We start from the raw sequence: 20,614 nt of genomic DNA on the forward strand, positions 1-20,614 counted from the left end.
CCCCGTGCGGATCGTTCGGGGCGCCGCAGCGCCGCCTGCACCGTGTCTAGCGCAGGCCCCCTGAGGCGCACAAGGGCGCACGACGAGGGGACGGTCGCACGTGCGACCGCCCCCTCGCGGCATCCGGTGCCGGCGCCTAGATGACGTCGTCCGAGATCGTCGTCGGGTTGCCGAAGCGGTGGTTCGTGATCGACACCGCCTGCTCGTGCAGGAACGGCAGCAGCTCGACGCGGCCCGACGGGGTGACGGGGTGCGACCAGACCGCGAGGTCCGGGGTGCCGCCCGTGGCCTCGGCGAGCGCCGACGCCGATCCGCCGACGAGGCGGACGCGACCGGTGACCTCGCCGCGGCCGGCGCGCTCGATCCAGCCGGCGTCGCCCTCGCGGACGACGCGGACGTCCTGCGCCGCGAGCAGGTCGCGCACGCCCTTCGGCAGCTCGTGCGCCGTCGAGACGGACAGCGGCGACTTCGCGAGCAGGCCGGCGGCGATGACACGCAGGCCGTCGGCGAGGGCGGCGTCCTCGCTCACGCGGATCGTGACGGGCAGCGGCAGGTAGCGGAAGACGTTGCGCTCGACGCCGAGGCCCGAGACGTCCTTGACGGTGCCGTACTCCTCGGCCCACGCGACCTCGTCGGACAGGGCCGAGCGGCGCAGGACCTCGTACGCCTCGTAGTCGAGCGAGGACTGCGAGGCCTCGATGAGGCGGCTCACGCGGCGCTCGAGGCCGCGCAGGTGCAGCGACCGGCTCGGCTCGGAGTGGTCGGGCTCCCAGTCGCCGAGGCCGAACAGGTAGTTCGGTCCGCCGGCCTTGGCGCCCGCGCCGACCGAGGAGCGCTTCCAGCCGCCGAACGGCTGGCGCTGCACGATCGCTCCCGTGATGCCGCGGTTGACGTAGAGGTTGCCCGCCTCGACCCGGTCGAACCACGTCGCGAGCTCCTCGGAGTCGAGCGAGTGCAGGCCGGCCGTGAGGCCGAAGTCGACCGCGTTCTGGAAGCGGATGGCCTCGTCGAGGTCCTTGGCGTGCATGATGCCGAGCACGGGGCCGAAGAACTCGGTGAGGTGGAAGTACGACCCGGGCTTCACGTTCGCGCGGATGCCGGGCGACCACAGCCGTCCGGTGCCGTCGAGCTGCCGCGGCTCCACCAGCCACTCCTCGTCGGCGCCGAGCGTCGTGAGGGCGTGCAGCAGCTTGCCGTTCGCGGGCTCGACGATCGGCCCCATCTGGCTCGCCGGGTGCTCGGGCCAGCCGACGCGGAGGCTCGTCGCGGCATCCACGAGCTGGCGGCGGAAGCGCTCGGACTTCGCCACGGAACCGACGAGGATCACGAGCGACGCGGCCGAGCACTTCTGGCCGGCGTGGCCGAACGCGCTCTTGACGACGTCGGAGGCCGCGAGGTCGAGGTCGGCCGACGGCGTGACGATGATCGCGTTCTTGCCGCTCGTCTCGGCGAGGAGCGGGAGGTCCTTGCGGAACGACCGGAACAGCTCGGCCGTCTCGTATGCGCCGGTCAGGATGACCCGGTCGACCTTCTCGTCGGAGACGAGCTTGGTACCGAGCTCGCGCGAGCCGAGGTCGACGAGCGCCAGCAGGTCCTTCGGGATGCCGGCCTCCCAGAGCGCCTCGACCATGACCGCGCCCGAGCGCTGCGAGAGCTTGGCGGGCTTGATGATCACGCCCGAGCCCGCGGCGAGTGCGGCGAGCACGCCGCCCGCGGGGATCGCGACCGGGAAGTTCCACGGCGGGGTGACGACGGTCAGCGTCGACGGCACGAACCGCGCGCCCTGCACGTGGTCGAGCTCGCGGGCGCGCTCGGCGTAGTAGTGCGCGAAGTCGATGGCCTCGCTGATCTCGGGATCGGCCTCGGCGATGGTCTTGCCGGTCTCGGCGGCCATGACCTCGATCAGGCGGTCGCGGTTCGCGGCGAGCGCGAGGCCGGCGCGGTGCAGGACGGCGGCGCGCTCGTCGCCCGGGAGGGCGCCCCAGGCGGCGGCCCGCTCGGTCACGGCGGTCATGAGCCGCTCGAGCTCCTCGGCCGTCTCGATGCGGTGGTCGCGGAGCGTGTCGATGCCGAGCGTCGAGTCGGGCACGCGCTCGAGGATGCGGCGGCCCCAGTCGCGGTTCGCGGCGAGCGCGGGGTCGGTGTCGGGCTCGTTGCGGAAGCCGGGAGTCACGCCGGGGCCGGTGAGCTCGGCGGCTGCGGCGGCCGCGTCATCGGTCAGCACGCCGTCCGCGGCCGAGCCGCGGGTGATGCCGAGCACGACGCTCGTGAGCGAGCCCTCGTGCTCGTCGCCCGGCGCGGGCGCACCGGTCACGGCGCCGCTGAGTTCGGCGGCGTCCTTCTCGTCCCACTCGGTGCGACGGTTCTGGGTGCGGTTCGGCGCGGGCGCCGGGGCGTCGGCGTCCTCGGCCTCGAGCGCGGCGAGCGAGCGGAGGTAGCGGTCGCGCTCGCGGTCGAACAGGCCGCGGTGGGTGGAGAGCTCGAAGACGGCGGACATGAAGTTGTCCTGGCTCGCGTTCTCCTCGAGGCGTCGGATGAGGTACGCGATCGCGACGTCGAACTCCGACGGGTTCACGACCGGCGTGTACAGCAGCAGGCGCCCGACGTCGCCGCGCACGGCCTCGGCCTGGCCGGTCGCCATGCCGAGGAGCATCTCGAACTCGACGCCCTGCTCGACGCCGCGCTCCTTCGCGGTGAGGAAGGCGTGGGCGACGTCGAAGAGGTTGTGGCCGGCGATGCCGAGCTTCACGGCGTCGATGCGCTCGGGAGTCATCGACCAGTGCAGGACGCGCTTGTAGTTCGTGTCGGAGTCCTGCTTGGTGGAGTACGTCGCGAGGGGCCAGTCGTGGATGTGCGCGTCGACGGTCTCCATGGCGAGGTTCGCGCCCTTGACGACGCGGACCTTGATGGGTGCGCCGCCCGCGGCGCGGCGGGCCTGCGCCCACTCGGTGAGGTCCTGCATCGCGCCGAGCGCATCGGGCAGGTAGGTCTGCAGCACGATGCCCGCCTCGAGCCCCTGCAGCTGCGGCTGGTCGAGGAGGCGCTTGAACACCGCGATGGTGAGGTCGAGGTCGCGGTACTCCTCCATGTCGAGGTTGATGAACTTGGCCTCGCCCTTCGCGGCGCCCTTCGCGGCGAGCTCGTAGAGCGGCGTGAGCTTGGCGGTGACCTTCTCGACGGCCTCGTCGAACGACCACATCGAGAGCTGGCTCACGACGCTCGAGACCTTGATCGAGACGTAGTCGACGTCGTCGCGCGCGAGGAAGTCGTAGGTGCCCTTCAGGCGCCGGTCGGCCTCGTGCTCGCCGAGCACGGCCTCGCCGAGGAGGTTGAGGTTCAGCCGGTTGCCGGACTCGCGCAGCTTCGCGATCGCGGGGCCGAGCTTCGCAGGGGTCGCGTCGAGGACGAGGTGGCCGACCATGGCGCGCAGCACGCGGCGGGCGATCGGGATGACGAGCCACGGGAAGGCCTGCGCCATGGTCCCGCCGAGGCGGATCGCGGCCTTGAGGAAGCCGGGCAGGAACTTCGGCGTCAGCTTCGCGACCTCGGCGAGATTGCGCGCCGCGACCCCGAGGTCCTCGGGGCGCATGACGCCGTCGACGAAGCCGACGGTGAAGGCGAGCCCGTTCGGGTCCTTGAGCACGCCGGCGAGTCGCTCGGCGGCGGGGTCCACCGGGTGCCGGTCGCTCTCGGCGAGCCAGCGCTCGACGAGCGCGATGACGTGGTCGGTGTCGGGGACGACGTCCGCGATCAGCTTCGAAGTGGTCACGACTGCGATGTCCTTTGCGTCTCGGAGGGCGCGCGCGGCGCGTGCGCGCCCGGCACCTCCAGTGTGCGCCTCCGCATCTGTTCAGTACAGCGAATGAATCCGATGCATACTGTTCATGTTTCCCGAACGTTCTTCGCGGCGCCCGTCGCCGCGCCGACCGATCACCGGATGCCGCGAGAGGAGGCCGCACGCATGCTCGACGTCCGACGCCTCCGCCTGCTCGTCGAGCTCAGCCAGCGCGGCACGCTGACGGCCGTCGCCGAGGCGCTCTCGTACAGCCCGTCGTCGGTCTCGCAGCAGCTCAGCCAGCTCGAGAAGGAGGCCGGGGTGCCGCTCCTCGTGCAGGTCGGCCGGCGGGTCCAGCTCACGCCGCAGGCCGAGCTCCTCGTCGGCCACGCGCAGGCCGTCCTCGAACGGCTCGAGGAGGCCGAGGCGGATGTCGCGCGCTCCCTGACCACGGTGAGCGGCACCGTGCGCATCGCCGTCTTCCAGTCCGCGGCGCACGCCGTCGTGCCGCAGGCCCTGACGCTGCTCGCCGCCGAGCACCCCTCACTGCGCGTCGAGGTGACCGAGCGGGAGCCCGAGATCGCGCTCTTCGACGTCGCCGCCCGCGACTTCGACCTCGTCATCGCCGAGCAGTACCCCGGGCACACGCGACCGCTCCACCCCGAGCTCGATCGGGTCCCACTCGCCCGCGACGCCATCCGGCTCGCGCTGCCGCCGCACCCGTCGGCCCGTCGTCGGGGCCTCCGGCGCTCCGACCCGGTCGCGGCGGCGCTGCCGCCCGAGGCGCCGACCGAGCTGCTGCGGCTCGTGGCGGACGACGGACTGGCGGCGGCGGCCGACCGGCCGTGGGTCATGGAACCTCGCGGCACGGCCTCCCGCGAATGGGCCGAGCAGCTGTGCCGCCACGCCGGCTTCGAGCCCGACGTGCGGTTCGAGACCGCCGACCTCATGGCGCACATCCGCCTGATCCGATCGGGCAACGCCGTCGGGCTGCTGCCCGACCTGGTCTGGGCGGGCGAGCCGCCGAGCGTGCAGCTCGCCTCGCTGCCCGACGAGCCCACGCGCGAGGTGTTCTCGTCGACGCGTCGCGCCGCCTCGCGTCGGCCCGCCGTGGTGGCCGCACGTGACGCACTCGCCCGCGCGGCGGCGCGGAGCGAGCCGCCCCCGACCCACGACCGCTGACGCGCGTCGCGTGACGCGGACGGTGCTCCCCGCTACGCTGCGAGCATGACCAGCAGGCACAGGCTCGTCATCGGTATGGGGGTACTGGCGGTCGCGCTCGCGTTCACGGGGTGCAGCGGGGCCGAGGGCGAGGACACCGGGGGAACCGTGGATGCCGTCGGCACGTGGGGCGACTCGAGCGGCGAGGGGTCGCCGTACCTCTCGCTCGCCGAGGGCGGCGACTTCTCGGGCAGCGACGGGTGCAACCAGTTGAACGGGACGTGGTCGGTGAACGAGGCCGACCAGGTCGAGTTCGAGAACGTCGCGAGCACGCAGATGGCGTGCGAGGGCGTCGACGACTGGCTCTCGGGCATGACGGCGGCCGACGTCGCGAACGACACCATGACGGTGCTCGGCTCGGACGGCTCGCCCATCGGAACCCTCGAGCGCAGCGGCTGACGCGGCCGACCAGTGGTGCGGTCCCCGGGCGGCCCGCACCCCGGTGGCGTGCCGTGACGGGGTCGCCGGTGCCTTCGCCTCAGTCGGCGTCGCCGCCCGCGTCGGAGCCGCCGTCGTGCATCCACGGCGTGTAGCTCACTCCGACGAGCAGTCCCTCGGGGCTCATCAGCCGCGACGTGGTCTGCCCCCACGGCTCCTCGTGGGCGTCGACGAGGATCTCGAGCCCTCGCGCGCGCAGCTCCGCGACGGCGGGCGCCACGGCCTCGGGCGAGGCGACGTCGAACTCGATCCACGCCTGCGGCACCGGGCGGTCGGCGGGCCACGTCGCCGTGCCGAACGTCGCCTCGGCGGCCTGGTCGAGCGGCCAGATCGCGAAGGCCCGGGCGCCGTCGACCTCCTCGGTGTGGAAGTACCGCGGCGCGTTCTCGTGGAACGGGATGCCGAGGGCTCCCGCCCAGAAGTCGTGCGACGCCGAGTCGACCGTGCCGATCGGGCCGAAGCCGGCGATGAAGGCGATGTCCATGCGCCCATTCGACACCGCACCGCCGACACGTCGCGCCGTCGGCGCGGCCGTGCGACGTCGGCTCACCGCGCCGCCGCGGCCGACCCCGCTGCGGCGGCGAACCGCTCCGCCTGCGCGGCGAGGAACACGGCGAGCTCGGGCGGCCCGTCGACCCGGCAGTCGACGCCCTCGGGCACGAACAGCAGCGCAGCCGCGACGCCCGCGACGGTCTCGTCCTCGACCGGCCACACGGTGCCGACGCCGTCCGGCGAGGCGACGGCGTCGCGCGCCCACCACCCGAGCCGTTCGCGGAACGCCGCGGACGGCATGTCGACGTGCACGGTCGCCCGGACCGGACGGTCGAGTCGGCGCACCGACCGCCGGACCCGCTCGAGGGCGTCCTCGTCGCTGAGCGGCCGGGGTTCGAAGCGCACCCGGGTGGGGAGCACGTCGCCGATCCGATCGAGGCGGAACGTGCGCCAGTCGTCGCGATCCCGGTCCCAGGCGAGCAGGTACCAGCGCCGGCCCAGCGGGACCAGGCGGTGCGGCTCGATCGACCGCGTGCTCGCCGTGCCCGCGGCATCCGTGTACCGCATGCGGACGCGCTCGGCGTCCCGGCAGCACAGGGCGAGCTGCCCGAGCAGGTCGCTGTCGACGACCGGTGCGTTCCCCTCGCCGCCGGGCGCCGCCGACCGCATCGGTGCGGCGATCGCCTGGAGCGCGGCGATCCGCCGCCGCAGCGGCGAGGGGAGCACCTGCTCGATCTTCGCGAGCGCGCTCAACGTCGTGTGCTCGGCGCCCCGCAGCCCGGCAGCGGCCTGCGACCGCAGGCCGACCGCGATCGCGACGCCCTCGTCGTCGGTGAGCAGGAGCGGTGGCAGGCCCGTGCCGGCCGCGAGCCGGTAGCCGCCGGCGACGCCCCGGGTCGACTCGATCGCGTATCCGAGCTCGCGCAGCCGTTCGACGTCGCGCCGGAGGGTCCGCTCGCTGACGCCGAGGCGGTCGACGAGCTCGCGTGCCGTCCAGTGCCGGTGGCTCTGCAGGAGCGACAACAGGTCGAGCGTGCGGGCGGTGGTGGCGGCCATGGCTCGATTCTCGTCCTGATTCCGGCCGGAAGTCGTCCGGATGTCCCGGATCGAGCCGACCCGGCGCCCACGCGACATCCGCTCGTCTACGCTCGGTGGATGCCCACCGACGCGCATCCCTCCGGCTCGCCCCTGCCCGCCGGCGCACCCGAACAGGACCTCATCATCGTCGGCGGCGGCCACAACGGCCTGACCGCCGCCGCCTACCTCGCCCGGACCGGCCGCCGCGTGCTCCTCCTCGAGCGCGACGACCACCTCGGCGGGGCCGCCGTCTCGGCCGAGGCGTTCCCCGGGGTCGACGCGCGCCTCAGCCGCTACTCGTACCTCGTGAGCCTGCTCCCGCGCCGCATCATCGACGACCTCGGCCTCGACATCCGACTCGTCCGTCGACGCTTCTCGTCGTACACGCCCGACCCGCGCGACCCGTCGCGCGGCCTGCTCGTCGACGTCGAGGCGGATGCCGCGGCCGCGCGCGACGCGTTCGCGCGGGTCGGCGCGGCCGACGACGCCGACGCGTGGCGCGAACTGTACGCCGACACCGAGCGCGTCGCCCGGGCGCTCTTCCCGACGCTCACGGAACCGCTGCCGACCCGCGACGAGGCCCGGGCCCTCGTGGGCGACGACCGGGTGTGGGTCGACCTCGTCGAGCGCCCCCTCGGCGAGTCGATCGACGCCCGGTTCGGCGACGACCTCGTTCGCGGCGTCGTCGCGACCGACGGCCTCATCGGCACGTTCACCGACCTCGACGACCCGTCGCTCGACGCGAACCGCTGCTTCCTGTACCACGTGATCGGCGGCGGCACGGGCGACTGGGACGTGCCGGTGGGCGGGATGGGCGCCGTATCGGGCGAGCTCGCTCGCGCCGCCCGCGAGGCGGGCGCCGTGCTCCGCACCGAGGCCGAGGTCGTGGCGATCGACGGCGAGACCGGCGAGGTGCGCTGGCGCGAGGGCGGCGTCGAATGGACGGCACGCGCCCGCACCGTGCTCGCCGGCGTCGCGCCCGCCGTGCTGGAGCGGCTCGTCGCGGCATCCGTCGACGCCAGGGAACCCGCGCTCGCGGGCGTGCGGTCCGCCGCCCACGGCGGGGGGTCCGCCGCGGTGGCCCCGCGCGACGAGCGGCCGACCGGCGACGACCGGGTCGCGCTCGACCCGTCGGAGGCGCGGAGACTCGCACGCGCCGGGCTCCCCGAGGGCGCCCAGGTCAAGGTCAACCTGCTGCTCACCCGGCTCCCCCGACTCGCGGACGCCGAGGTGGCGCCGGAGCAGGCCTTCGCCGGCACGTTCCACATCAACGAGCTCGGCACCCAGCTCGCCGACGCCCACTTGCGCGCGGCGTCCGGCGAGCTGCCCGACCCGCTCCCCTGCGAGATCTACTGCCACACGCTGAGCGACCGCAGCATCCTCGGCCCGGAGCTCGCCGACTCCGGCGCGCAGACCCTCACGGTCTTCGGACTGCACGTGCCCGACCGGCTCGTCGACGTCATCGGCAACGACGCGCTCCGCGAGCGGCTCCGCGACGCCGTCCTCGCCTCGCTCGACTCGGTGCTCGCCGAACCCGTCGCCGACGTCATCGCGACGGACGCCGACGGCAGCCCGTGCATCGAGGTGAAGACCACACGCGACCTCGAGGAGGCGCTGCAGATGCCCGGCGGCAACATCTTCCACGGTCCCCTGTCGTGGCCGTGGGCCGAACCCGGCGACGAGCTCGCGACGCCGGCGCAGCGCTGGGGCGTCGCGACGCGCCATCCGCGCGTCCTGCTCTGCGGGTCCGGCGCGGTGCGCGGCGGCGCAGTGAGCGGCATCGGCGGGCACAACGCGGCCATGGCCGTGCTCGAGGCGGAGTAGGCGAGTCGGCCGCGCCGGCGGCTAGAAGACGAACAGCTGGCCGAGCACCATGATCGCGATCACGAACAGCGCGACGATCGCGCCGACGATGATGAGCGCGCGGCCCGACATCTTCGCGACGCCGTAGCCGACGAGCACCGGCAGGGCCAGCAGGAGCAGGGTCACGATCCACCAGAACGCCTGGTACCCGCCGGTCGTCGCCTCGGAGAGGCGCCCACCGAAGAGCTGCTGCGAACGCGGGTTCGTCGCGAACGCGAACGCGGCGCTGAGCGGCACGGCGATGAGCGCGAGCACGATGATGCCGCTGAACCACCCCCAGAGCCCACTGTGGCGCGCTCCGATGTCGAGCGCCTGTTCGTCGTGCGGCTGTCGCGAGGAAGACCTGCTGCTCATGCGCGCCACTCTAGCCGTCCGCGGGCGGCCGGATTAGCCTGAGGACAGGACGACACGCAGGGGGCGACGATGACCATCACTCGGGCGACCGGCCACTACGTTCGCAAGGACGACGGGCTCTACCTCCAGTTCGACCGGCTGTTCCACTCCCCGATCGAGGAGGTCTGGTACACCCTGACCAATCCGACGGCGATGCAGGCGTGGATCGGCACGTACACGGGGACGCCCTCCACGGGCGCGGTGCGGTTCCGGATGTCGGGCGAGGACGCCGAGTGGCAGAACACCTCGATCCTCGAGTGCGACGCGCCGTACGGGTTCCGCGCCGACATCGGCGAGGGCGAGACCTCGGTACGCGTCTTCTGCCACCTGCGCGAGGCCGGCGGCATGACCACGCTCACGCTGGGGCAGCGCCTGCGCACGCCCGCCGACGCGACCTCGGTCGGCCCGGGGTGGGACTTCTTCCTCGACCGGTTCGCCGCCGCGCGCGGCGGCAGCGCGATGCCCGAGTGGTCGGACTACGACCCCGGCCTCGTCGCCACCTACCGCTCGCTGCACGTACCGGAGGGGGCGGCCGACCCGTCCCGGCGATGAGGACGCGCGGGCCGAGAGTCTCGCGGCTCCCTGCACCGCAGGGCTAGGCTGGCGCGCGTGAAGGCCATCCAACGGCGGGCTCGCACGACCGAGACCCCGCGGCAGCCCGAGTCCCCCACGCGCGTCCGCGAACCCGGCGGCATGATGGCGAACCACCCCTTCACCTGGGGCATCGTCGTCACCGCCGGGGTCCTGGTCACCCTCGCGCTGGCCAGCATGCTCATCAGCCTCGCCGGCGTCGTCTTCTCGGTGTTCGCCGCGGTGTTCGTCACGCTCGGGCTCGACCCGCTGGTGCGCTGGTTCCAGCGGCGCGGGATGAAGCGCGGCTGGGCGATCGTCACCGTCATCATCATCTTCGTGCTCGTGATCGGCGGCATGCTCTGGCTCGTGCTGCCGCTCGTCATCACGCAGGCGGCGGAATTCATCCGCTCGCTCCCCGAGCTGTATTCGAACCTCCAGCAGCAGGACTGGTTCAAGCAGCTCTCCGGCGACTCCGACGGCCTGCTCGCGAACGTCTACCAGTGGTTCGTCGACACGCTCACCGACCCGAACACCTGGGCGACCGTCGGCGGCGGTGCCCTCGATGTGGGCTTCGCGATCATCGGCGGCATCTCGACGGCGTTCTTCGTCTTCATCCTGACGATCTACTTCATGGCGACGCTCGACTCCTCGAAGGCCGCGATCTACACGCTCATCTCCGCCTCGCACCGCGAGCGCGTCGTCGACTACGCCGAGCGCATCATGCAGAACGTGGGCCGCTACCTCAGCGGGATGGTCGTGCTCGCCTTCTTCAACGCGACGTACAGCCTGATCCTGCTGGCCCTCGTCGGCGTGCCGTTCGCGCTCGTGATCGCGGTCGCGGCGTTCTTCATCACGCTGATCCCGCTCATCGGAACCGTGCTGACCACGGCGTTCATGACGGTCATCGCACTGTTCGTCTCGCCGACCGCCGCGATCATCGTGCTCGTCGCGATGCTCGTCTACATGCAGGTCGAGGCGTACATCCTCACGCCGCGCGTGATGAGCCGAGCGGTGCAGGTCCCCGGCTCGATCGTGCTGATCGCCGCCCTCGCGGGCGGCACGCTCGCCGGCCTCGGCGGCGCGCTCGTCGCCATCCCGATCGCCGCCGGCATCCTCCTCATCGTCAAGGAGGTCGTCGTTCCCTGGAAGGCCAGGTCGTAGCGACCGGTCAGTGCCAGACGGACGGCGCCTCGGCACGACTCGGCGGCAGCGCCACGTCGTCGGCCCACGCCGCGAGCCACTCCGGTGCGACGTCGGGCACCGGCGGCGCGCCGAGCTCGTCGAGGACCTCCGCGACGGGCACCGAGCCCCCGCTGTTCCGCACGAAGAGCTTGCGGACGAACGCGCGCGCGTAGATCTCCGGCCCGCCGCCGGGGCCGGGGCGCGTGAAGCGCTGCTCGAAGAGCATCAGCCTGCCGTCGTGCCCCAGCAGCCTCGTCTCGACCGTGAACCGCTGCCAGAGGCTCAGCGGCTTGCGGAAGGCGATGGTCTCGCTGACCGCCACCGGCAGCCAGTGCTTCGCACGCATCAGGTCGAAGAGGCCGGTCCGCACGAACAGGTCCATCCGGGCGAGGTCCATGATCGAGAAGTAGACCCCGTTGTTCATGTGCCGGTTGACGTCGAGGTCGGTCGGCAACGTCACGAATCGAGCGCGACCCAGGTCGGCGAGGCCGAGCGTCCGCCCGCGCCGTGCCACGACGAGCACGCGGAGCAGCGTCCGGAACACCAGGTGCATGATCGGCCACGCTACGGCGTCCGTCGGCGGGCCGGTGGGCCGGTGGTCCCGCCGCCGCGAGCCGTCGCGACCGGCGTCAGCCCCAGACCGACGGCGCCGCCGCGCGGGTCGACGGCAGTGCGACGTCGCCGCCCCAGCGCACGATCCACTCGGGCAGCTCGTCGTCGGCCGCCGGGGCGCCGAACGCCTCCATGAGTTCCGCCACCGGCACCGTGCCGCCCTCCTTGCGCAGGAACCGGGCCCGGATGAACGCCTGCGCGTAGATCTCCGGCTCGCCGTCCGCGCCGGGGCGCACCAATCGGTGCTCGACGTACACCGCCCGCTCGTCGTAGCCGAGCAGGCGGGATTCGATCGTGAACCGCTGCCAGAGCTCGAGCGACCTGCGGAACGTGATCGTCTCGCTCGCCACCACCGGGTACCAGCCGCGGTCGCGCATCATGCCGAAGACGCCGTTGCGCACCAGCATGTCGAACCGCGCGACATCCATGATCGAGAAGTAGACGCCGTTGTTCATGTGCCGGTTCACGTCGAGATCCGTCGGCAGCGTGATGAACCGGGTCCGCGCGACATCCCAGTGCCCGAGGTCGGGCTTGCGCCGCGACAGGAAGAGGACGTGCAGCAGGGTGCGGAACAACATGTGCATGGTCCACGAGGATATTGCGGATCCGTGGTGGACATCTCCACCTTGGTGGGCGCGCACAGTGCGACGACGGATGCTGCGGCGCGGCGTTGTCGGTCGCCGCGAACCGTGGCGGCTCAGCTGCCGTCGCCGGCGGCGTTCCCCTTCGCGGGCACGTGACGCTCATCCGGGCCGTCGTAGACCGACAGCGGGCGGATCAGGGCGTTGGAGGCGAGCTGTTCCATCACGTGCGCGGTCCAGCCGGTGACCCGGCTGGCGACGAACAGCGGCGTGAAGATCTCGGTGTCGAAGCCCATCAGGTGGTAGGTCGGGCCCGCGGGGTAGTCGAGGTTCGGCTTGATGCCCTTGCGCTCGTCCATCGCCTCCTCGAGGGCGACGTACAGCTCCAGCAGGTCCGGGCGGTCGTAGTGCTCGACCATCCGCTCGAGCGCGTCGCGCATCGTCGGCACCCGGGAGTCCCCGTGCTTGTAGACGCGGTGGCCGAAGCCCATGATCTTGCGCTTCTCGGCGAGCGCGGCATCCAGCCACTCCACGGCGCGCTCGGCGCCGCCGTCGCCGGGGCCGATCTCGTCGAACGCGTGCATGACGGCCTCGTTGGCGCCGCCGTGCAGCGGGCCCTTGAGCGCGCCGATCGCACCCGTGATCGCCGAGTACAGGTCGGAGAGGGTCGAGGCGATGACGCGCGCCGTGAAGGTCGACGCGTTGAAGGAGTGCTCGGCGTAGAGGATCATCGACGTGTCGAACGCGTTCACGACGGCGAGCTCGGGCGTCTCGCCGAACGCCTGCCACAGGAAGTTCGCCGAGTAGCCGAGGTCGTTGTTCGGCTCGACGAACTCGAGCTCGTGGCGGCGCCGCTGGTCGTACGTGATGATCGACGGCAGCTTCGCGAAGAGTCGGATCGACTTCTCGAGGTTCGCCTCGGGCGAGTCGTCGGGCGTCTTCGGGTCGATCCCGCCGATCACGCTGACCGCGGTGCGGACGACGTCCATCGGGTGCGCGGTGAGCGGCAGCTCGTCGACGATGCGCTTGGTCTCGTGATCGAGGCCGCGATGGCTGCGCTCGAGCTCCTCGAACGCCGCGAGCTGCTCGTCGTTCGGCAGCTCGCCGTTCCAGAGCAGGTAGGCGACCTCCTCGAAGGTCACGGATGCCGCGAGCTCCTGCACGGGATAGCCCCGGTAGAGCAGCGAGTTGGTCTCGGGGTTCACCTTCGAGATCGCGGTGAAGTCCACGGGGACGCCGGCGAGGCCCTTGTAGATCTTCGGCGTCTCGGTCTGCGGGGTCTGCTCGCTCATCGTGCTCCTCGTGGGGCTCCTGGGACGGGCGGGTCGCCTCGTCGCGACCGCTCCCCCAGCCTACGACCCGCCGCCCGCGCCGCGCGGGCGCGAATGGACGCGAACGGGCGGTCTGCTGCTCGCGCATCCGCCGATTCGCGTCCGAACGTGCTGTCCTGCACAGGTGCGAGGTGGCGCCGGGTGGCGAGGCGAGGGGGCGCGGGCGGCCGGAGTGCGGCTCCGCGGCGGCAGGATCGGCGGATGCCGCGCGCGAACCCGCTCCCCTCCGAGCTCTCGACTCGGCCCTTCACGGTGCGGGAGGCGCTCGACGCGGGGGTCGGACCCGATCGGCTGCGGCGCGGCGACCTCGTCGCTCCCTTCCACGGCGGCCGCGCACCCGCTGCCGTCCGACTCGGGCTCGACGGGCGGTGCCGCCTCGCGCTCGCGCTCGCGCCGCCCTCGGCGTTCGTCTGCGGCGCGACCGCGGCGTCCGTCCACGGCATCCCGCTCCCGCCGCGACTCGCGTTCCGGCAGGACGTGGAGCTCGCCGTCCCGGCGCCGGGGCGCGCCATCCGACGGGCGGGCGTGATCGGCCGGGTGCTCCGCATCGAGGCGCCCGACCTCGAACGGGTCCGGCGGATGTCGGTGACCACGCCCATCCGCACCTGGTGCGACCTGGGCGTCCTCCTCCACGTGCCCGAGCTCGTCGCCGCCGGCGACTGGCTCCTGCGTCGAGGACTCGCGACGGCGTCGGAGCTCGAGCGTGCGGCCGACCGGCGTCTCGACCGGCGCGGCGTGGTCGGCATCCGCACCGCATTGCCCCTCCTCGACGGTCGCGCCGAATCGCCGAAGGAGTCGGAACTCCGGGCGATCCTGCACCTCGCCGGTCTGCCCGCCCCCGACGTGAACGTCGACGTCGTCGACCCGCACGGGCGGTTCGTCGCCCGCGTCGACCTCCTGTTCGCCGCGTACCGGGAGGTTCTCGAGTACCAGGGCGACCACCATCGGACCGATCGGGCGCAGTGGCGACGGGATCGCACCCGTGAGGCCGAGCTGGAGTCCCTCGGGTACCACGTGACCGAGGTCACCGATGACGACCTCGCCGATCCCGTCGCGATGGTCGCACGCCTCGCACGACGGCTCGGCGGTGCCGGCTGGACCGGGTCCCCTCGCTCGTTGGACGGAATTCGGCGCCGGAGACGGCGCTGAGGCGCCGGATTTCGTCCAAACGGCGGGGTGTGGGCGTCAGAAGAGGCCGGTGGGGATGTCGACGCCGTTCAGGGCGCCGGGCGCGGCGGTGATCGTCAGCTGGCCGAGCTCGTCGGGCCCGAGCTCGGGCAGGCGCTGCGCGACGTCGAGGAAGCGGTCGACCTCAGCGGGCTCGAGCACCCACTCGGCGAGCGTGCGGAACTTCTGCACGTACTGCTCACGGCCGAACGGCCGGGCGCCGAGCGGGTGGGCGTCGGCGACGGCGATCTCGTCGACGATCTCGCCCCCGTCGGCCAGGCGGATGACGACGCGGCCGCCGAACGCCTTCTCGTCCATGTCGAGCGAGTGGTACCGGCGCGTCCAGTCCGGGTCCTCGACCGTCGACACCTTTCGCCACAGCGCCACGGTGTCGGCGCGGTGTGCGCGCTCCGGGCTGTACGAGTCCGCGTGGTGCCACGCGCCGTCCTGCAGGGCGACCGTGAAGATGTACGGGATCGAGTGGTCGAGCGTCTCGCGCGAGGCATCCGGATCGTACTTCTGCGGGTCGTTGGCGCCCGAGCCGATCACGTAGTGCGTGTGGTGCGACGTGTGGATGGTGATCGACTCGATGCGGTCGGGGTCGTCGAGGATCAACGGGTACTCGTCGTGCAGCTTGCGGGCGAGGTCGATCCACGCCTGCGCCTGGTACTCCGCCGAGTGCTCCTTCGTATAGGAGTCGAGGATGGCGCGCTTGGCCTCGCCCGTCTCGGGCAGGGGCACCTCGTAGGTGGCCTCGGGTCCGCCGAGGAGCCACGCGATGACGCCGTCCTCGCCCTCGTAGATCGGCACAGGGCTGGTCTGGCCGCGCATGGCGCGGTCGACGGACTCGACGGCCATCTTGCCCGCGAACGCCGGCGCGTACGCCTTCCAGGTCGAGATCTCGCCCTTGCGCGACTGCCGCGTCGCGGTCGTGGTGTGCAGCGCCTGCCCGATGGCCTGGAAGATCGTCTCCTGGTCGAGGCCGAGGAGCGTGCCGATGCCGGCCGCGGCCGACGGTCCCAGGTGGGCGACGTGGTCGATCTTGTGGGCGTGCAGGGTGATCGCCTTCACGAGGTCGACCTGCAGCTCGTACCCGGTGGCGATGCCGCGGACGACGTCGCGCCCGGTCAGTCCGCGCGACGCGGCGCAGTGCTGCGCGACGGCGACGATCGGCGGGATGTTGTCGCCCGGGTGCGAGTAGTCCGCGGCGAGGAACGTGTCGTGGAAGTCGAGCTCGCGCACGGCGACGCCATTGGCCCACGCGGCCCACTCCGGCGAGGTGCGACGGCCGGCGTCGGCGCCGAACACGGTCGCGCCGTCGCCGCCGATCGAGACGGGGTGCGCGAGCGCTTGGCTGCGGGCCGCGACCACGGGGCCGCGTGCGAGGGATGCCGCGGCGACGGCCGCGTTGTCGATGACGCGGTTCACGACCATCTCGACGACCTCGTCGTCGACCTCGACGGGGTCGACGGCGACGCCGGCGAGCTGCCAGGCGAGCTGGCCCTCGCGTGCGAGGCCCTCGTCGCTCCGGTGGGTGCGCAGGTGGTGGATCTTCACGCCGTTCACGCTACCGAACGGCGGCGTGCGCCGCCCGATCTTGACGGCGACCGCCCGGCTGGGGCATGGGACGATGGAGGGGATGATCCACACCGACACCGAGAGCGTGGGCGCCCGGGCGGTTCGCGACATCCGACGCGACTTCCCCGCACTCGCGGACCCCGGCGACGCCCGACCGACCGCCTACCTCGACTCGGCGGCCACCGCGCAACGCCCGGCCGTCGTGCTCGACGCCGAACGCGACTACCTCGAGCACGACGTCGCCGCCGTGCACCGCGGCGCGAGCGCCGCGACCGGGCGGTCGACGACGCGGTTCGAGGAGGCGCGCGCCGACGTCGCCCGCTTCGTGGGCGCGGCGGACGAGCGCGAGGTCGTGTGGGCGCAGAACGCCACCGACGCGCTGAACATGGTCGCGCTCGGCATCGCCGACGCGAGCGCCGGCATCGGCGGGGCACGTGCGGATCGGTTCGCGCTGCAGCCCGGCGACGAGATCGTGCTGCCCGAGGCCGAGCACCACGCGAACCTGCTGCCGTGGCAGCGCGTCGCCCAGCGCACCGGGGCGCGCCTGGTGCCCGTGCGGGTCGACGAGCACGGCTGCTGGGGCATCGACGACCTCGCGGCGGTGCTCACGCCCCGCACCCGGGTGGTGGCGTTCGCCGAGATCTCCAACGTGACCGGCCTCATCGTGCCGGTCTCCGACGTCGTCGCGGTCGTGCGCGAGCGGGCGCCGCAGGCGCTGGTCGTGCTCGACGCGTGCCAGTCGGTGCCGCATCGCCCGGTCGACCTCGCCGGGTACGGCGTCGACTTCGCGGCGTTCTCGGGCCACAAGATGCTCGGCCCCAACGGCATCGGCGTGCTGTACGGGCGCGCGGAACTGCTCGACGTGCTGCCGCCGGCTCGCACGGGGGGCTCGACGATCACGCGCGTGACGTTCGACTCCGCGGAGTTCCTGCCGGCGCCGCAGCGATTCGAGGCGGGCACGCAGGCGGTGTCGCAGGCGATCGGCCTGGCCGCCGCCGTCCGGTACCTCGAGGACCTCGGCATGGACGCCGTCGCGGCGCACGAGGCCGCCTTCGCGGCGCGCGTCGTGGAGGGCGTGGCGGCGATCCCCGGCGTCCGGATCGTCGGCCCGCAGCGCGGCGAGCCGCGCGGCGGCCTCGTGAGCGTGGCCGTCGACGGCGTGCACGCGCACGACGTCGGGCAGTTCCTCGACGACGCCGGCCTCGTCGTCCGAGTCGGCCACCACTGCGCGCAACCGCTGCACCGCGCGCTGGGCCTGACGGCGACGACGCGCGCGAGCGCGCACGTGTACACGACCGTGGAGGAGGCCGACCGGTTCGTCACCGCGCTCGGCGAGGTCCGCGGGTTCTTCGGACTCGGAACGGGAGCCGCCTGATGAGCGCACTCGACGGCCTCTACCAGCAGATCATCCTCGAGCACGCGAAGGCGCGGCACGGCGACGGCCCGCTGGAGGGCGCCGACGGCGAGCACCACGAGTACAACCCGACGTGCGGCGACGAGATCACGCTGCGCGTGAAGCTCGACGACGCGCACGAGCGCATCGAGGCGGTGGCCTGGCAGGGCGACGGGTGCAGCATCTCGATGGCGTCGGCGTCGGTCCTGACCGATCTCGTTGCGGGCCGTCCGGTCGACGAGGCGCTCGGCCTCGCCGAGGAGTTCCGCTCGATGCTGCGCTCGAAGGGCGCGGGCGAGCCGGACGAGGACGTGCTGGGCGACGCGATCGCCTTCCACGGCGTCTCGAAGTACGTCATGCGCATCAAGTGCGCGATGCTCTCCTGGGTCGCACTGGAGGCGGCGGTCGGCACGGCGCGCTGACCGCGCCGCTCCCGTCGGGCGCTCCGACTACATCCCGGGCACGGGCTGCGCGGCGTGGACCTCGATCTCGCACCCGCCGGCCATGTTGAGATGCGGGTGCGCCCTCGCGAGTTCGAGCGCCGCGTCCATGTCGTCCGCCTCGATGATGGTGTAGCCGGTGACCTCGCGGGTGCTGGGTGCGGTCGCGCCGCCCGGCGTGACGCGCACGCCGTCGGCGAGCGGCGTCCCGAAGTCGACCATGTCGTCGCCGACCTTCGCCGCCCAGTCCATCCACTGCCCCATGACGGCGGCGGTCTCGTCGTCGGTGGGCGGGGTGGCGTCAGCGGGCGGCATGGGGGCGTGGTAGATGAAGACGAACCGTGCCATGGGAGTGTTCCTCTCGGATCTGCGGACCCCGGCGGGAGTCCGGATGCCGGCACCGTCGCCGGCACGCGATGGTGGTCAGCCGGGTGAGGGCTCGAAGACGGCGGCGATCGAGTCGAGGCATCCGCGCCAGCCGTCGCCGTGGCGTTCGGCGGACTCCGCGGATGCGAAGCGCGTGTGCGTGATGCGGACGCGCGTGCCATCGGCGTCGTCCGCGAAGCGGACCTCGACGAGGGTCTCCTCGTCGGAGCCGTCCCAGCGCCAGGTGAAGCTGAGCCGGTCCATCGGGTCGACGTCGACGTAGGTGCCGGACGTGGCGTAGGTCGCGTCCGGTCCGTGCATCTCGAAGCGGTACGCGCCGCCGGGCCGTGCGTCGATGGTCGCATCGGTCGGGCCGTAGTCGGTCACCGAGGGCCGCATCCAGCGTGCGGCGTGGGCCGCGTCGGTCCACAGCGACCACATCGTGACGCGATCGATCGCGAAGGTGCGCTCGATGTCGAAGACGGTCTCAGGCATCGCGGTCGCCACCGAGGGTCGCGACGTACGCGTCGAGCGCATCGAGTCGGGCGGTCCAGTACTCGCGGGCGCGGGCGATCCACTGCTGCGCCTCGGTGAGCGCGACGGCGTCGAGCACGAGCCGGCGTTCGCGACCGCCGCCCTCGCGCCGCACGAGCCCGGCCTTCTCGAGTGCGGCCGTGTGCTTGTTGAGCAGCTGCGGCGAGACGCCGCGGTCGGCCGCCACCTGCGACATCCGCGGGGCGTCCGAGCGCGCGGCGAGGTAGAGCACGAGGTCGCGGCGCGACCGGTGCGCGAGCGCTGCGAAGACCGCGTCGAGCCGGTCGGCGTCGGCGGCGTCGGCCCGTGTCGCGGCATCCGATCCCGAGTAAACCATGTGGTTTATTATCCGAGGTCGCGGCGTGCGCGGCAACCCCCGACCGGGTGACGCGGACGGCGGTCGAGGAGGAACGCGGGCTCGTCAGCCGGCGTCGGGCCAGACCGGGTCGTGCAGCTGCTCCTCGAGCACGCGCGCCGCGAGGCCGGCGGGCACGTCGGCGAGCGCCGGCGGGTCCCACTGCGGTGAGCGGTCCTTGTCGATGACCTGCGCCCGGATGCCCTCGTGCAGGTCGTGCTGCCCGATGAACCACGACACGGCGCGGAACTCCTGCTCGAGCGCGTCCTCGAGACGGGGCAGGGTGCGCGCCCGGCGCACGGCTTCGAGCGTGATCGTCAGCGCGGTCGGCGAGAGCGTCTCGAGCTCGTCGGCGGCCGCCGCGGCGTAGGCGTGCGCGGGCTGGTCCGACGGATGGCCCGAGCCGGCGCCGTCGCCGGGACCGCGCCCCGCGGCATCCGCCCCACCCGCGGTCCGGTCGTCGTCGGCTCGGCCATCCGCGAACGCGCGGAGCCGATCGATCACGCCCTGCACGGTCGGCGCCGAGTAGCACTCGTCGACCCATGGTCGAGCGGCCGCGAGCGCGGAGGGCCCCGGGGTCTCGTCGAAGAGCATGACGATCTCGGACGGCGTGCCGGGGTCCGCGCGCTCGGCGAGGGCCTGGAGCAGGTGCGGGATGCGATCGCTCGGCACGAAGGCGTCGGCGAAGTCGGCGTGCATGGCGTCGGCGGCGTCCATGGTCCGCGAGTTCAGCGCGAGGTGGACGCCGAGCTCGCCCGGAGCTCGGCCGAGCAGCCACGTGCCGCCGACGTCGGGCGTGAAGCCGATGCGCGTCTCCGGCATCGCGACGCGCGAGCGCTCGGTGACGATGCGGATCGAGGCGTGGCCGGCCAGGCCGATGCCGCCGCCCATCGTGATGCCGTCCATGATCGCGACGACCGGCTTCGGGTAGCGCGCGATCGCGGCGTTCAGCCGGTACTCGGTCCGGAAGAAGCGGAGCGCCTCGGCCACGTGGCCGCCGGTCGCGTACGAGTAGAGCTCGCGGATGTCGCCGCCGGCGCAGAAGCCCCGCTCGCCCGCGCCGTCGAGCACGACCAGGGAGACCTCGGGGTCGTGGCGCCATGCGTCGAAGACGGCGGTGAGCTCGCGGATCATCTCGTAGCTCAGGGCGTTGAGCGCCTGCGGGCGCTCGAGCGTCAGGTGGCCGACCCCGTCGGCGACGCTCGCGGAGATGTGGTCGCTCACGGTGACACGCTAGCGGCAT

The 20,614-nt window shown here is 72.9% G+C and carries 20 protein-coding genes; 8 read left to right on the top strand and 12 right to left on the bottom strand.

The window, feature by feature from the left end; translation table 11 throughout:
- Positions 1-136 precede the first annotated feature (136 nt).
- Positions 137-3,769, bottom strand: coding sequence for a bifunctional proline dehydrogenase/L-glutamate gamma-semialdehyde dehydrogenase (locus ABD230_RS06465; protein WP_344370601.1), 3,633 nt, complete (start codon positions 3,767-3,769; stop codon positions 137-139).
- 192 nt (positions 3,770-3,961) lie between these two features.
- Here ABD230_RS06465 and ABD230_RS06470 point away from each other — a divergent pair, with 192 nt between their 5' ends.
- On the top strand, positions 3,962-4,957 hold the full coding sequence (locus tag ABD230_RS06470; protein ID WP_344370603.1) for a LysR family transcriptional regulator: 996 nt from the start codon (positions 3,962-3,964) through the stop codon (positions 4,955-4,957).
- 45 nt (positions 4,958-5,002) lie between these two features.
- Positions 5,003-5,395, top strand: a complete 393-nt coding sequence (locus ABD230_RS06475; protein WP_344370606.1) for an META domain-containing protein — start codon at positions 5,003-5,005, stop codon at positions 5,393-5,395.
- 79 nt (positions 5,396-5,474) lie between these two features.
- On the opposite strand, the gene ABD230_RS06480 is transcribed toward ABD230_RS06475, so the two are convergent.
- Complete coding sequence (locus ABD230_RS06480; protein ID WP_344370608.1) at positions 5,475-5,918, bottom strand: VOC family protein; 444 nt, start codon at positions 5,916-5,918, stop codon at positions 5,475-5,477.
- Between the two features lie 62 nt (positions 5,919-5,980).
- Positions 5,981-6,982, bottom strand: a complete 1,002-nt coding sequence (locus ABD230_RS06485; protein ID WP_344370611.1) for a helix-turn-helix transcriptional regulator — start codon at positions 6,980-6,982, stop codon at positions 5,981-5,983.
- Between the two features lie 99 nt (positions 6,983-7,081).
- On the opposite strand from ABD230_RS06485, the gene ABD230_RS06490 reads away from it, so the two are divergent.
- The gene (locus ABD230_RS06490; protein WP_344370613.1) at positions 7,082-8,827 is read left to right on the top strand and encodes a phytoene desaturase family protein; all 1,746 of its coding nucleotides are present in this window, start codon (positions 7,082-7,084) and stop codon (positions 8,825-8,827) included.
- A gap of 21 nt (positions 8,828-8,848) precedes the next feature.
- Here the strand turns inward: ABD230_RS06490 and ABD230_RS06495 are convergent, their stop codons facing one another.
- Positions 8,849-9,220 (bottom strand): hypothetical protein, encoded by a 372-nt coding sequence (locus ABD230_RS06495; protein WP_344370615.1) that lies wholly within the window; start codon positions 9,218-9,220, stop codon positions 8,849-8,851.
- 69 nt (positions 9,221-9,289) lie between these two features.
- On the opposite strand from ABD230_RS06495, the gene ABD230_RS06500 reads away from it, so the two are divergent.
- Positions 9,290-9,811 (top strand): SRPBCC domain-containing protein, encoded by a 522-nt coding sequence (locus tag ABD230_RS06500; protein WP_344370618.1) that lies wholly within the window; start codon positions 9,290-9,292, stop codon positions 9,809-9,811.
- Positions 9,812-9,868: 57 nt separating this feature from the next.
- On the top strand, positions 9,869-10,993 hold the full coding sequence (locus tag ABD230_RS06505) for an AI-2E family transporter (RefSeq protein WP_344370620.1): 1,125 nt from the start codon (positions 9,869-9,871) through the stop codon (positions 10,991-10,993).
- A gap of 7 nt (positions 10,994-11,000) precedes the next feature.
- Here the strand turns inward: ABD230_RS06505 and ABD230_RS06510 are convergent, their stop codons facing one another.
- From ABD230_RS06510 to ABD230_RS06520, 3 genes are all read right to left on the bottom strand, one after another.
- The gene (locus ABD230_RS06510) at positions 11,001-11,567 is read right to left on the bottom strand and encodes an acyl-CoA thioesterase (RefSeq protein WP_344370622.1); all 567 of its coding nucleotides are present in this window, start codon (positions 11,565-11,567) and stop codon (positions 11,001-11,003) included.
- Between the two features lie 76 nt (positions 11,568-11,643).
- Positions 11,644-12,210 (bottom strand): acyl-CoA thioesterase, encoded by a 567-nt coding sequence (locus ABD230_RS06515; protein ID WP_344370627.1) that lies wholly within the window; start codon positions 12,208-12,210, stop codon positions 11,644-11,646.
- A gap of 113 nt (positions 12,211-12,323) precedes the next feature.
- On the bottom strand, positions 12,324-13,499 hold the full coding sequence (locus ABD230_RS06520) for a bifunctional 2-methylcitrate synthase/citrate synthase (RefSeq protein WP_344370630.1): 1,176 nt from the start codon (positions 13,497-13,499) through the stop codon (positions 12,324-12,326).
- 240 nt (positions 13,500-13,739) lie between these two features.
- Here ABD230_RS06520 and ABD230_RS06525 point away from each other — a divergent pair, with 240 nt between their 5' ends.
- Positions 13,740-14,687 carry a hypothetical protein gene (locus ABD230_RS06525; protein ID WP_344370633.1) on the top strand — a complete coding sequence of 316 codons (948 nt, stop codon included), beginning with the start codon at positions 13,740-13,742 and terminating at the stop codon, positions 14,685-14,687.
- Positions 14,688-14,723: 36 nt separating this feature from the next.
- On the opposite strand, the gene ABD230_RS06530 is transcribed toward ABD230_RS06525, so the two are convergent.
- Positions 14,724-16,262 carry an MmgE/PrpD family protein gene (locus tag ABD230_RS06530; RefSeq protein WP_344370636.1) on the bottom strand — a complete coding sequence of 513 codons (1,539 nt, stop codon included), beginning with the start codon at positions 16,260-16,262 and terminating at the stop codon, positions 14,724-14,726.
- Positions 16,263-16,344: 82 nt separating this feature from the next.
- On the opposite strand from ABD230_RS06530, the gene ABD230_RS06535 reads away from it, so the two are divergent.
- Together ABD230_RS06535 and sufU are read left to right on the top strand one after the other, a co-directional pair.
- On the top strand, positions 16,345-17,658 hold the full coding sequence (locus ABD230_RS06535; RefSeq protein WP_344370639.1) for an aminotransferase class V-fold PLP-dependent enzyme: 1,314 nt from the start codon (positions 16,345-16,347) through the stop codon (positions 17,656-17,658).
- Positions 17,658-18,098: a Fe-S cluster assembly sulfur transfer protein SufU gene (gene sufU / locus ABD230_RS06540; RefSeq protein WP_344370643.1), complete on the top strand. Its 441-nt coding sequence runs from the start codon at positions 17,658-17,660 to the stop codon at positions 18,096-18,098. The genes ABD230_RS06535 and sufU overlap by 1 nt, the downstream gene beginning before the upstream one ends.
- Before the next feature lie 27 nt (positions 18,099-18,125).
- On the opposite strand, the gene ABD230_RS06545 is transcribed toward sufU, so the two are convergent.
- The 4 genes from ABD230_RS06545 to ABD230_RS06560 form a co-directional block, all read right to left on the bottom strand.
- Entirely contained in the window at positions 18,126-18,464 is a 339-nt protein-coding gene (locus tag ABD230_RS06545) for a YciI family protein (protein ID WP_344370648.1), read from the bottom strand.
- Positions 18,465-18,539: 75 nt separating this feature from the next.
- Entirely contained in the window at positions 18,540-18,977 is a 438-nt protein-coding gene (locus tag ABD230_RS06550) for an SRPBCC family protein (RefSeq protein WP_344370651.1), read from the bottom strand.
- Positions 18,970-19,353, bottom strand: a complete 384-nt coding sequence (locus ABD230_RS06555) for a helix-turn-helix domain-containing protein (RefSeq protein ID WP_344370654.1) — start codon at positions 19,351-19,353, stop codon at positions 18,970-18,972. The genes ABD230_RS06550 and ABD230_RS06555 overlap by 8 nt, the downstream gene beginning before the upstream one ends.
- Positions 19,354-19,437: 84 nt before the next feature.
- A complete protein-coding gene (locus ABD230_RS06560; RefSeq protein WP_344370656.1) occupies positions 19,438-20,595 on the bottom strand; it encodes an enoyl-CoA hydratase/isomerase family protein in 1,158 nt (385 codons plus the stop codon).
- Between the last annotated feature and the right edge of the window lie 19 nt (positions 20,596-20,614).

It is taken from the genome of Agromyces tropicus, from assembly GCF_039531345.1.
In the GTDB taxonomy this organism is placed as follows: Bacteria; Actinomycetota; Actinomycetes; order Actinomycetales; family Microbacteriaceae; genus Agromyces; species Agromyces tropicus.

Excerpts from the sequence above, each read along its gene's own strand:
- sufU (WP_344370643.1), top strand. The coding sequence starts at position 17,658 with ATGAGCGCACTCGACGGCCTCTACCAGCAGATCATCCTCGAGCACGCG.
- ABD230_RS06550 (WP_344370651.1), bottom strand. The coding sequence starts at position 18,977 with ATGCCTGAGACCGTCTTCGACATCGAGCGCACCTTCGCGATCGATCGC.
- ABD230_RS06480 (WP_344370608.1), bottom strand. The coding sequence starts at position 5,918 with ATGGACATCGCCTTCATCGCCGGCTTCGGCCCGATCGGCACGGTCGAC.
- ABD230_RS06495 (WP_344370615.1), bottom strand. The coding sequence starts at position 9,220 with ATGAGCAGCAGGTCTTCCTCGCGACAGCCGCACGACGAACAGGCGCTC.
- ABD230_RS06535 (WP_344370639.1), top strand. The coding sequence starts at position 16,345 with ATGATCCACACCGACACCGAGAGCGTGGGCGCCCGGGCGGTTCGCGAC.
- ABD230_RS06490 (WP_344370613.1), top strand. The coding sequence starts at position 7,082 with ATGCCCACCGACGCGCATCCCTCCGGCTCGCCCCTGCCCGCCGGCGCA.
- ABD230_RS06525 (WP_344370633.1), top strand. The coding sequence starts at position 13,740 with ATGCCGCGCGCGAACCCGCTCCCCTCCGAGCTCTCGACTCGGCCCTTC.
- ABD230_RS06475 (WP_344370606.1), top strand. The coding sequence starts at position 5,003 with ATGACCAGCAGGCACAGGCTCGTCATCGGTATGGGGGTACTGGCGGTC.
- ABD230_RS06485 (WP_344370611.1), bottom strand. The coding sequence starts at position 6,982 with ATGGCCGCCACCACCGCCCGCACGCTCGACCTGTTGTCGCTCCTGCAG.
- ABD230_RS06470 (WP_344370603.1), top strand. The coding sequence starts at position 3,962 with ATGCTCGACGTCCGACGCCTCCGCCTGCTCGTCGAGCTCAGCCAGCGC.
- ABD230_RS06515 (WP_344370627.1), bottom strand. The coding sequence starts at position 12,210 with ATGCACATGTTGTTCCGCACCCTGCTGCACGTCCTCTTCCTGTCGCGG.
- ABD230_RS06545 (WP_344370648.1), bottom strand. The coding sequence starts at position 18,464 with ATGGCACGGTTCGTCTTCATCTACCACGCCCCCATGCCGCCCGCTGAC.
- ABD230_RS06510 (WP_344370622.1), bottom strand. The coding sequence starts at position 11,567 with ATGCACCTGGTGTTCCGGACGCTGCTCCGCGTGCTCGTCGTGGCACGG.
- ABD230_RS06555 (WP_344370654.1), bottom strand. The coding sequence starts at position 19,353 with ATGGTTTACTCGGGATCGGATGCCGCGACACGGGCCGACGCCGCCGAC.
- ABD230_RS06520 (WP_344370630.1), bottom strand. The coding sequence starts at position 13,499 with ATGAGCGAGCAGACCCCGCAGACCGAGACGCCGAAGATCTACAAGGGC.
- ABD230_RS06500 (WP_344370618.1), top strand. The coding sequence starts at position 9,290 with ATGACCATCACTCGGGCGACCGGCCACTACGTTCGCAAGGACGACGGG.